9 protein-coding genes and 1 pseudogene are annotated in these 11,920 nt (G+C 34.4%); 6 read left to right on the forward strand and 4 right to left on the reverse strand.

Going from position 1 to position 11,920, the window contains the following annotated elements; all coding sequences use genetic code 11:
• Nucleotides 1-143: 143 nt before the first annotated feature.
• From VB248_RS15905 to VB248_RS22605, 3 genes and pseudogenes are all read left to right on the forward strand, one after another.
• A complete protein-coding gene (locus VB248_RS15905) occupies nt 144-3,866 on the forward strand; it encodes a DUF559 domain-containing protein (protein ID WP_323297787.1) in 3,723 nt (1,240 codons plus the stop codon).
• A gap of 180 nt (nt 3,867-4,046) precedes the next feature.
• Nucleotides 4,047-4,310 carry a hypothetical protein gene (locus VB248_RS15910; protein WP_323297788.1) on the forward strand — a complete coding sequence of 88 codons (264 nt, stop codon included), beginning with the start codon at nt 4,047-4,049 and terminating at the stop codon, nt 4,308-4,310.
• Nucleotides 4,311-4,456: 146 nt separating this feature from the next.
• Nucleotides 4,457-4,594: pseudogene (locus tag VB248_RS22605) on the forward strand (hypothetical protein); the annotation flags it as partial.
• Nucleotides 4,595-4,723: 129 nt separating this feature from the next.
• Here VB248_RS22605 and VB248_RS15915 read toward each other — a convergent pair.
• Nucleotides 4,724-5,917: a putative phage abortive infection protein gene (locus tag VB248_RS15915; RefSeq protein WP_323297789.1), complete on the reverse strand. Its 1,194-nt coding sequence runs from the start codon at nt 5,915-5,917 to the stop codon at nt 4,724-4,726.
• Between the two features lie 224 nt (nt 5,918-6,141).
• On the opposite strand from VB248_RS15915, the gene VB248_RS15920 reads away from it, so the two are divergent.
• The gene (locus tag VB248_RS15920) at nt 6,142-6,594 is read left to right on the forward strand and encodes a hypothetical protein (RefSeq protein WP_323297790.1); all 453 of its coding nucleotides are present in this window, start codon (nt 6,142-6,144) and stop codon (nt 6,592-6,594) included.
• A gap of 93 nt (nt 6,595-6,687) precedes the next feature.
• Complete coding sequence (locus tag VB248_RS15925) at nt 6,688-7,053, forward strand: hypothetical protein (RefSeq protein WP_323297791.1); 366 nt, start codon at nt 6,688-6,690, stop codon at nt 7,051-7,053.
• Between the two features lie 58 nt (nt 7,054-7,111).
• Here VB248_RS15925 and VB248_RS15930 read toward each other — a convergent pair whose 3' ends face one another.
• The 3 genes from VB248_RS15930 to VB248_RS15940 all read right to left on the reverse strand — a co-directional run bounded on the left by VB248_RS15930 (nt 7,112) and on the right by VB248_RS15940 (nt 10,655).
• Entirely contained in the window at nt 7,112-7,834 is a 723-nt protein-coding gene (locus VB248_RS15930) for an SDR family oxidoreductase (protein ID WP_323297792.1), read from the reverse strand.
• A gap of 658 nt (nt 7,835-8,492) precedes the next feature.
• Nucleotides 8,493-9,863 (reverse strand): M20/M25/M40 family metallo-hydrolase, encoded by a 1,371-nt coding sequence (locus VB248_RS15935; protein ID WP_323297793.1) that lies wholly within the window; start codon nt 9,861-9,863, stop codon nt 8,493-8,495.
• Between the two features lie 18 nt (nt 9,864-9,881).
• Nucleotides 9,882-10,655: a polysaccharide deacetylase family protein gene (locus VB248_RS15940; RefSeq protein WP_323297794.1), complete on the reverse strand. Its 774-nt coding sequence runs from the start codon at nt 10,653-10,655 to the stop codon at nt 9,882-9,884.
• 219 nt (nt 10,656-10,874) lie between these two features.
• Here VB248_RS15940 and pgeF point away from each other — a divergent pair, with 219 nt between their 5' ends.
• Nucleotides 10,875-11,615, forward strand: a complete 741-nt coding sequence (gene pgeF, locus VB248_RS15945; RefSeq protein WP_323297795.1) for a peptidoglycan editing factor PgeF — start codon at nt 10,875-10,877, stop codon at nt 11,613-11,615.
• The last annotated feature ends 305 nt before the right edge of the window (nt 11,616-11,920 follow it).

Below are 11,920 nucleotides of genomic sequence, written 5' to 3' on the forward strand. Positions count from 1 at the left end.
GATTTTAGGACTTTAAGACAAAAAATAGATGCAAGAGATAAGAAAATAGACTCAATAAAATCTGAAATCTAAAACCCAAGTTCCAAATTCCGAAATCCGAAATCCGATAGCTCACCGCTCATTGCTTAAAACTAAAAGCTACTATGCAAACTTTCCTCGACCAAGCCGCTGAATATATTTTTAAACAACATTCCCTCAATCAGCTTAGTCGGGTTTGTATCGTGATTCCTTCTCGACGTGGGGTTTTGTACTTCAAAGATGCTTTGGCGAAGCTTTCTGATAAACCTTTTTTAGCTCCTGATGTACTGGCTATCGACGATTTTGTGAATACGATGACGGGCGTTCGCCAAATCGACCAAGTGGCTTTGTTGTTTGAATTGTACGATGTTTTTAAGGAAATTGACCCGAACGTTGTCTTTGAAAGATTCATGACTTGGGCAAGTACTTTGTTGAATGATTTTGATAAAATCGACCAATATTTAGTAGATGCCAAAGCTTTGTTTGCTTATATGTCGGAAGCCAAAGCCATTGAACGTTGGCAAATGCAATTGGGAGAGTCGCAAAGAGATAGAAAACTACAAACCGACCGCACCGACCGTTACTTCAAACTTTTCGAGAATATTTTTTCGGTTTATCAAAACCTTCGTCAGCGTTTGGCAGACAAGGGTTTACATTACCGTGGAATGGCTTATCGTGAATTAGCCGAAAATGTTGAAAAATATATTTTAAGCAAAGAGCGTCACACAAAATATTACTTCGTGGGTTTTAATGCCTTGAGTGATGCCGAAGAAAAAATCATTCGTACTTTATTAAAAAGAAAAGGTTTTGCCGAGACCCTTTGGGATTCAGACGCTTATTATCTCTACAATAAAGACCAAAAAGCAGGAAACTGGCTTCGTTATTACAAAAATGGCGATGAGAAAAATGGTATTACTCCTCTTTTTAATGAAGAATGGAAATGGCAGTCGGATGAATTATTAAAGGGTAAAAAGAAGATTCAAATTATTGGTGTAGCCAATGCCAGTGTACAAGCGAAAGTAGCAGGACATATTTTTAAGGATTGGGAAAATACTTCAAAAACAGATGCAATAATTCCTAAATCGCAAACGGCAATTGTTTTGGGTGATGAGAATTTATTAGTACCTGTGATGAATTCTTTAGATGAATCAGTCAAAGATTTTAACGTCACGATGGGGCTTTCTTTGCGAAATTCTATGCTTTTTACCTTGGTTGATGCTCTTTTTGAATTGCAAAAGAATTTAGTAGAATTCAAAACAGAAGATGGCGGAACGGTAAAAATTCCAAAATTCTCACATCGACAAATTGTAAGGGTACTGAATCATCCTTTTTTGAGGCGGTATGAGTTGATAAGGTTTAAACCTCACCCCCCTGTCCCCTCTCCTTCTGAGAGGGGGAGCAATACGGCTTTTGAAGATTCTACTCTTAATGAAGAGCAGAATCTTCAAAAGAAAAGTACTGCAAATATTGAAGGTAAACCTTCCAATCCATCGGAAGAAAACACCCCCTCTCAGAAGGAGAGGGGGCTGGGGGGTGAGGTTTCTAAACTTTTCACCACCGATGCCCAAACATGGAAATACCTAAAACCTTTTGCAAGAGAAAACCGCATTGAATCTACCAAAGCAGAGGAATTATTATGGCAACTCCTTCGGAACAGACAGTTTGAAAACTATAAGTTCAGAAGACAGCATGCTGTTTTGGGCTATATCGTCGATTTTATTAATATCGAACATAGCTTAATTATAGAACTGGATGGGGAAATTCATGAGAAAGATGATAATCCAAAATACGATACTTACCGAACACAAGAATTAAATCAACTTGGCTATAAAGTACTTCGCTTTAAAAATGAAGAGGTGTTGGAAAATGTTCAGGGGGTACTGGATGAGATATTGAGGGTAATTAGAGGAGGAGAACCGAAACCTCACCCCCCAACCCCCTCTCCTGTTGAGAGGGGGAGCTTTTCTTCTTTTGAAGATGCGGCTCTTAATAAAGAAGAGCCGCATCTTCAAAAGAAAAGAGCTACAAATATTGAATATAAACCTTCCAATCCATCGAAAGAAAACACCCCCTCTCAACAGGAGAAGGGGCTGGGGGGTGAGGTTAAAACTGAGGTTGAAAACCCCATCCGCAAAACCCTCCGTGAAATCACTGAAAGAAATCGTGTTTTTCTTAGCTCAAAAGAGCTTTTAGAAATTGCTAAAAATGAACCACTTTTTGAAAGTATTTTTAAACATTGGTACAATAAACCCAAAAATGCAGTTAAGTGTTTTTATGAGTTAATCGACTTATTAAGAGAAGTTTATAAAGAAAATCAAGATGCTATTGAGACGGAATATCTCTATCAATTTTACTTGATTTTACAAAGAATGGAAGTGATTCTGGATGAACGTGGCGACACCGTTAGTATCCGCAGTTTCAAAACTTTCTTGTATGAATTGATAAAACAAACCAAAATTCCTTTTGAATCTGAAACGGATGAAAGTTTACAAATCATGGGAATGTTGGAAACCCGTACCCTTGATTTTGAAAAAGTAATCATTTTGTCGGTCAATGAAAAAACACTTCCGCAAGGCAAAAGACAAAATACTTTAATTCCTTTTGATGCCCTCAGCGACCCACAATTTAATTTACCTACGCACAATCACGCCGATGCCGTAATGGCTTACCACTTTTTTAGGCTCATGCAGCGAGCTAAAGAAGTAGTACTTGTCCATGTTTTGCCTTCGGATACTTATGGGGCTGGCGAGAAAAGTCGCTTTATTTTACAGATTGAGCATGAGTTATCCAAGCTAAATCCTAACCTTGACATTACTTATCCGAATGTGAAATTTATTGGTTTGGAAGAAACTGAGGATAAAGAAGAAACACCTTTGTTGATTCAAAAAACAACCGATATTTTGGCATTTATTGAACAAGAAATTACTGAAAAAGGAATTTTCCCTTCTCAGATGAATCAGTTTTTGGATTGTTCACTCAAGTATTATTTTACACGCATTGCAGGAATTGCTCAGGAAGAGGAAGTAGAAGAGAAAATCGGCGTTGACACTTTTGGGAATTGGATTCATAAAACTTTTGAAAATATCGACAAAACCTTTGTAGAAAAAGGCAGTAAAGTAGAAAAAGAAGATTTACAAACGGTACTCGAAAACATTGATACTTATCTAAAAGAAGCTTTTTTACAAACCAATCAAGGCTTGAAGGCAGACGATGGTATGAACTTTATTCTCTACCAAATTGGAGAAACGATTGTTAAGAAATTTATCAATTACCAATTGGAAAATGAGGTTTTCCCGATTGAATTATTGGATGTAGAAAAAACGCTAAAAGTAACTTTCAATGCCCAAGTAAATGATAAAGTATTACCCGTAAAAATTGCAGGTAGAATAGACCGATTGGATAGAGTATCGGGGAATAAAATCAGGGTAATTGACTATAAAACGGGAAAGGTAGAAGCCAAAGAACTGACCATGAAGCCAGAAGATTTGGAAGAAAAACTCTTGGGCGATACTGATAAAGATAAATTCAGACAGCTTTGGTTGTATAAATACATGGTATTGAAACAAATGCTTTCAACCAGAGGCTTGAGTATCAGAGGAACAAAATTACCCGAAATTGATAATGAAGTAAGTGCTGGTATTTATTCATTCAGAAATATTGACGCAGGTTTATTAGAACAAAAAATCGCCTTTAATGCAGGCGAAACAGCCACGGAATTTGTAGCTGATTCCGAAAAATACTTACAACAATTCGTCAGCGATTTACTTAATCCAGAAAAACCTTTTGAAAAAACCAAAGACCAAGACAAATGTCAATACTGTGATTATAAAAGGATTTGTGGAAGGTAGGAATGAGTGCTGAGTTTTGAATGGTGAGTTGTGAATTTGTAATACTCTTCATTTTTGCCATGTAAGATTGAAGTAAATAACGTGATAATAAAACAGTAAACAAGCGATGATTTGATGAATTTTAGACAAAATCTTATGAATAAAACCACTATATTTGATTTAGTATAAAACGATAATAATATGCTAACAGCCATAGAAGGAGTTTATGATAATGGTCAGATAATTCTAAAAGAAAAGCCAGAACTTACTCATAAAGTAAAGGTATTTGTGATGTTTACAGAGGAAGAAGTTTTAGAACAGCCTGAAAATACTAAGATAGCGGTTTCTGGTACTTCAATGAAAGGTACTTTGCGAGGAGCTTGGAAAAATATAGACCCAAAAGATAAAGAAGATATTAAAAATCACTTTGAAAATATCAGAAATGAATGGGAAAGAGATATTTAATTGATACAAATCTTATTGCTTTATGCTATGACTCAATTCTATTATCTGATAATGATTCCGACTTTGGGAAAATACCTTATTTAAGATACCTCAATCCTCGAAAGTACAAAGGTTAAAAAACTGTCTTTAATGCAGGCGAAACAGCCACGGATTTTGTAGCTGATTCCGAAAAATACCTACAACAATTCGTCAGCGATTTACTTAATCCAGAAAAACCTTTTGAAAAAACCCAAGACCAAGACAAATGTCAATACTGTGATTATAAAAGGATTTGTGGAAGGTAGGAATGAGTGCTGAGTTTTGAATGGTGAGTTATGAGTTTGAAATGCTAAATGTTAATTAAAAAATTAAATAACTGACAGGACTTAGCTTTAGGCAGTGAAAAACACTACTGAAAGCTTGGGAGAATAATTTTAGGTTTTAAATTTTGTTATATCTCTGAAGAAATCCTTAATACCAATCTTATTATTATTTTCATATATAAAATCTTGATAAATATGCTCAAAATAATTTTCAACTCTGCAATAATCAATTATGGAATCTACCTTTCTTTTATCTAATTCATAGAATAGAGAAGCATCTAAAATATCAACTTTTGAAAACAAGGGGTCAAATCCGCTTACAAAATAGAAGTATAAAAAACATAGTTCATCAATAGTAAACGTTGACCGAATTATATCAAAGTAAGGTCTTTTATTCTTCCCTCTCAAAAATTTATCTTCATTGATAAATGAAAAAAGTAATCTTAATGTGCTCAGATAAGGAGATAGTATTATTAAATAACCCTTCAAAGCATGAGGATTTGAATCAATAATTAAAGATACTTGTTCTATTTTCTCTTTGTCTTTTAAATCATTATATTTTAAATAAAGGCATTTACTTTTCTTACTTATTAAACTATTCTCAGGAAAACCAAAGTCACGTTCTTCATATATCAGCTTTTCCAGAGCAGAAATAAAAGACTTATTATCATTATTTATAATCAAATTTCTACTTTCAGGATCCAAGAGAATAATCTTAATAAGATTAATAATTTCTTTGATATAAGAATCTAATTCATTCATAGAAGAACTATGTCTATATTTAATGAATTTCTCATTGTTAAGAAAATTTATATTTTCTTGCTCATAAGTTATTTCAAAAATATTATGTAAAAATTTCAACTCTTTTAAAATTTCAGCAAAACCATCATTTTTAGGAAATAGATTGTTAAATCTATCTCTATTTTCAATATGTATTTTTAATAATTCAAAAAATCTACTTTCAAATTTACTGTTCTGTTGGTCTCTAAATTGTTTTTTAAATTGTTTTGCTTGTTTCTTGTTAGCTTTTACCTGCTCCATAAAAGCCCAATAGGTAAGCAGAGCTGCCAATAAAGCCACTATTGGGCCGAGTAGTCCACCAATTGTTCCTCCTAAATTGTTTGTAATTGGTAAAAGAGAAGTGAAGCTATTTAAAAAACTCTTTTTACTAAAAATTGAGTTTATTAGTGGTAAAAACATTATTGTAAGAACTATTAATGCACAAATTACTATCATTGATAAAATCAATGGCATTTGAATATTAAAATTTTCTTTATTCTTTTTGATTTTTTTGGTTTGATTCATTGGGTGTGAATTCAAAATATGTGAGAAATAACTATTTACAAATTACCTTATTTTTTTATATTTTTAAAAGGGGTACATTATTTTTAAATCATTGGAATATAATTATTTAAAATAAATAGAAGCGTTTGCCTAAAATAAACTATGTAAACCCATTTTATACGTAGTTTAACTAAAATATTGCTAAGAATAATTTAAACAAATCACGAGAACAACCATGAAAATAAATGATAAACTTATTTGAACAAGCAATAAATAAAGACGAACTATTGGACTTTGCATTAGGTAAAGGTCATTATTTCATTGTAGATAGAGAATATGGAGGACATTCAGTTCTCTTCTCTTGGATAAATTATATTTTACCATTGTCCAAAATTAAGGGCTATGATTATGTTAATACAGCTATTGAGAAAATGATGATGGTTCTTTTTTATGCAACAGAGTTAGAAGAGCAGGAAAAAAATAAAACTTTACTTTATCAACTTCATGTATATTACTATTTCGACAGTGAAAATAGAATCAATGCCAAGCCTCTAACAGCATTAAACTTACTGCTTGAAAAGTCATTGAGTAATTATATCAATTCATTAATGCTTAAAAATGACCCTAAAGCAAATGATTTTATCAATGCGATAAATTTAATCAAATCACGAGGAGGGTTGAAAACAGATAGCCTTTAAGATAAAGATTATTTTATTGTAATTGTAGATAAAGACCCTCTAAAAGGTTCTCAAAAGAACCTATCTTCCTAAAAATACATTAAAAAAGGTTCTTTGGACATTCTAAAAGGATATCGGGAGAACCTTTTTCCCGCAAAATACCGCAAAAAAGGTTCTTCGGACATTCTAAAAGGATGTCGGGAGAACCTATTTCCCGCAAAATACCGCAAAAAAGGTTCTTCGGACATTCTAAAAGGATATCGGGAGAACCTATTTCCCGCAAAATACCGCAAAAAAGGTTCTTCGGACATTCTAAAAGGATATCGGGAGAACCTTTTTCCCGCAAAATACCGCAAAAAAGGTTCTTTGGATATGCTAAAAGGTTCTCAGAAGAGCCTTTTGTCTTACCAAATACCCCAAAAAGATTCAGTGGAAGTGTTAAAAGATTTTAAGGACAGTTTATCGAATAAACGCCAATAGCATGATTTGTGGGCATGCTATTGGTAGGGAAATCGTTTAAATAAATGAGTATGATAACTTAGGGATTCATGCGGTTGAAAGTAGCATTGATAACTTCTGGATTTGCTTTTGAAAGCATTTCACTAAAACCAAAAGTAAGTTCTGTTTTTCCTTCTTCCAATTGTTGGAAGATAGCTTCAATAAAAGCAGATACTGGTGGGTATTCATCATGTAAACCTTTCCCTCCAAGGTCGGTATTTAAAGCTGGAGGTATCATTTCAATTACTTCAATTGCTTTGGCTTTTAAAGTATGTCTCAAAGAAAGCGTAAACGAATGGAAAAAAGCCTTTGTAGCACAATAAACTGGTACTTTGGTGAGTGGCACAAAAGCCAAACCAGAAGTTACATTGATGATAGTAGCCAAAGACGGCAAGTTAATAAACAATGAAATAAGGTGAATAGGAGCTAAGACATTAGTATTGATTTCATGGCTTGCTTTGGCATAAAAATCATTGTCAGATACTTCCATCCAATTTTGAATTCCTGCATTATTTACCAAAACATTCAAGTCTGGGTGTTCTTTAGCAATCCATTCATACAAGGTAATACGTTCAGATTCAAGCGATAAATCACATACTTTAGTAATTACGGAAGGGAATTTATCTTCTACCTCCTTTAAAACATCTGCACGCCTTCCGCAGATAATAACCGTATTATTTTCTTGGATAAATCTTTCTGTAAGTCCTAATCCAATACCACTTGCACCACCTGTAATTAGGATTTTGTTGTTTTGTAATTTCATTTTTGTTGATTGTTTTTCTGATGGGATTTTGGATTTGTTTAGACAAATTTTAAGAGTTGTCTTAACAACTTATGATTTAGTTTTCTGTTCAAACCGATTAGATAAAAATACAGTTAGCATTCCTGCTAATAGCCCAACAATAAACCAAAGTGTATCAGCGATACTACAATGTTTTATCCATAGTTTTATTTCCAGCAATCTACTTGGATACAATGACAAATAAAATGAAAAAACTAAAAATAGAGCGGAGAATATACGGTAAGGAGGAGGCGTTTTCATGAGTTTAGTGAAATAATTGATATAGATTGTTTTATGACTTTAATTATTAGGAATAAATTCTCTGTAATTTGAAAATCTTTTAATGTGGATTCAATAGTCTGGGTAAACTACTTAAAATTTCTAAAACGACAAAATATTTTTAGTCAGGACAACTTTCAAAAAAACTATAATTACTATGTCATGAGCGATGACTAAAATAGAATTATAATTAATACACAAAAAAGGGTATCTATTCTATACTGATGGCATGACTTCAAGTCATGCCATCAGTAATTATAAACAAACTTAAATCAAAAAGGGCATCAAGAATAAATCTCTTGATACCCTTTTTAATTCAAAAACCTGCTCAAAGCTCATTGCTCAAGGCTCAAAGCTAAAACTACATTTTATCCAATAAGTAAACCAAACTTGCCATCGCTGCTGCTCCTAATTCTAATTCTCTTTGGTTTACCGTCTCGAAAGTATCGTTTGAAGCATGGTGATATTCAAAATATCGCTGTGAATCTGGTTTGAAACCAATTAAAACTGTTCCTTGTGGAGCTAAAGGGCCGATGTCAGCACCGCCACCGCCACGCTCGAATTCGTGGATGCCATAAGGAGCAAATAATTTGCGGTAGGCTTGAAATTTACTTAATAATTCAGCCGAAGCCCCTTGCATTCCAAAACCTTTTGGGGTAAATCCTCCGCTGTCTGACTCTAAACCAAAAATATGTTTTTCATTATTGGCTTTGGCTAATTCAGCGTACTTGATACCGCCACGAGTGCCATTCTCTTCGTTCATAAACAATACAACTCTAATCGTATGTTTCGGACGAATATTCAAAGCTTTAAACATACGAATTACTTCCATCGACTGCACAATACCTGTTCCATCGTCGTGAGCCCCCTGTGCCAAATCCCAAGAATCTAAGTGTCCACCCACTACAATAATTTCTTCTGGATGTTCCGAACCTTTGATTTCAGCCACTACATTATGTGAAGGAGCATCATCAAAAGTTTGACAAGACTGTTTGAAATAGAATTTTGTTGAAGGATTTTCCTTTAAAATATTACTCAACAAGGTAGCCGCTTTAGTACTTAAAGCTGCCGCAGGAATCAATGGCACGCCAGTAGCATAAGACATAGAACCTGTATGCGGATAATCATTTTCTGTATTGCTCAACGAACGAATAATAACGCCAATTGCACCCACTTTTGCGGCTTCATTTGCTCCCGCACGACGTTGGTCGCCTGCCATTCCGTAAGCTTCAAAAGTATTGATACGGGTAGCATCCATTGGGCGATTGAAGAAAATAATTTTGCCTTCGCATTTTTCTTTGCCCAATGCTCTTAGTTCTTGAAAAGTTTTTACTTCAATTACTTCGGCAGTAATCCCTTTTTTAGGCGTTGCGATAGAGCCACCCAAAGCCGCAATTGGTACTTTTATTTTCTCTTTGCCATTCAAAATATAGCCTTCTTCTTTTGCTCCACGTTCCCAGTGTGGCACCATTACGTCTTGCAAAAAAACACGGTCATAACCACCAGATTCTAATAAAGTTTTTCCCCATTGTACGGCTTTTTTTGCTCCTTCCGAGCCACTTAATCTTGGGCCGACATTGCCAGTCAAGTCTCGAAGCCATTCATAAGATTTTCCTCGCATTAGCGATTCGTCAAAGAATTTACGAACCATAACGGAGTCATTATCCTGAGCAAAAGTGGATAATGATAAAGATAAAAGGATGCTTGTGATGAAGGTTGTTTGTTTTTTCATGTTTTGTTGGTTGATGAACTACAAAGAGTTCATAGTGAAGTATTGAAGTTTCAATTTAGCACTTTCTGCCAAGATTTGCTCTAAAAAATGTATATCAAAGCCATATTCATCGGGTTTATGAGTGATTCTACGCAGAGGTTTATGTCCAAAAAGCATCATAACGCTATGTTCTTGGCTTGCTCGGGCTAATCCTTTTTTCACATCTTCGATATTCAGATTTGTTCCTGCATCAATTAATAAAGCATTTACTTTACGAGTACCGTCGTGCTGATGATAAATTTCGTCCATATTTTCAATGGCTCTGGTATAAGTAAAACCCCATATTGTTCTTTCTTTCATCGAAACATCTCTTAAAAGAGTAAAGTATTTGAGCAGTTCACGGTCGGAGTACCAAATCTGCGAGCCGCCCGGATGAGCAAAAGTTGTAGGCGAAAAACCTTGTTTTTTCATCGTTCTCAGGGCTTTGAAGATTTCATTTTCCATGTATTCTTCCAAAGTATGTTCCCAGAGATAAGGAACTGCTCGCACGTGCATTGCTCCGTGGCAGGCAATTTCATGTCCGTCTGCTTTAAATTGATGTAACATTTTTACTTCTTCCACAGAAAGGCTATCGGGTTGCGTAATGTAAAATGTTACTTTTGCATGATACTTATTCAACAAAGGTCTAAGCTGAAACCATTCTTTAATAAATCGGTCATCAAAAGAAAGAGCAATCCCAGCAGGTTGTGAGGGTATTTTTTCTTTTTGGCAACTGATAAAAAGAACGAAGGGCAAAAGATAGATTAATTTCATTTCTTTGACTTTAGGACTTTATGACTTTAAGACTGAAGGACTTTATGATTTTAGGACTCAAAGACTTTAGGACTTTATGATTTAATTACTTTAATAATGAAACCCAGACCTCATTAAATTATTAATTCCTTGAGTCTTTCAGTCTTAAACCCCTAAAGTCTTAAAGTCCTTCAGTCCTAAAGTCATCAAGTCCTAAAGTCAAAAAATCCCCATAAAAATATGTTTACCAAACCAAAAATATTTCAACCATTCCCCAACCTAATTGCCGCCGAAAGTACTCGTCATGGCGGTTATAGTCAAGTTCCCTATACATCCTTGAATTTAGGTTTACATTCGGGCGATGAGCTTGAAACAGTGTATAAAAATAGAGATAAATTCTTTGAAGCACTGACAGTCGCTACTGAAAATGTAGCTTATTCGTATCAAATTCATGAAGATAAAATCTTAATTGCCACAGAAGCAGGTGCTTACGAAGGCTACGATGCTTTGATAAGTAATCAAGCAGAAGTATTTGTGGCGGTTACGGTGGCAGACTGTACGCCCATTTTGATTTTTGATGCCAAACAAAATGCCGTGGCGGCTATTCATGCAGGCTGGCGAGGAACGGTTTTAGAGATTGTAGCAAAGACAATTTCTAAAATGCAAGCCACTTTTGGCACAAATCCAGCAGACTGTTTTGCCTATATTGGTACTTGTATTGACGAATGTTCTTTTGAAGTAGGAGAGGAGGTAGCCCAAAATTTTGCAGACGTTTACAAACGTTTTGATGAATCGAAAAATAAGTATTTTGTCGATTTGAAAAAGGCAAACAAAGCCCAATTATTAGCCTGCGGAGTACCCGAAAATCAGATAGAAATTTCTGAATTTTCGACTGTTTTACAGAACGAAAACTACTTTTCGCATCGGAAAGAGCAAGGGAAAACAGGAAGGATGTTAGCCCTAATTGGAGTGAAAAAATGAGCTAAATCTTAAAATAATCAAATAAAATTGCAGTATTTAAAGAATCTGTATTGGAATAATTATATTTTTTGGAATTATTGAAACTATTTTTCATAACTTTGTGTCAGTCAATTGATTAACACCGAAAGCACTGATATTTAATATTTTAAAAAGCCTGTTAGGCTCATCAACGTCAGATTCGGTGCAACAATTTAAATGATTAAATTTATGAAATACAATCTTTTATTGGCCGAATTGATTCTGGAAGAATCAAAGAGCCGCAAAGCAAACTTGAGAACATCTAAAAGTAATGATGTTAAAAAAAG

Origin of the sequence: Arcicella rigui, assembly GCF_034929435.1 — a bacterium.
In the GTDB taxonomy this organism is placed as follows: domain Bacteria; phylum Bacteroidota; class Bacteroidia; order Cytophagales; family Spirosomataceae; genus Arcicella; species Arcicella rigui.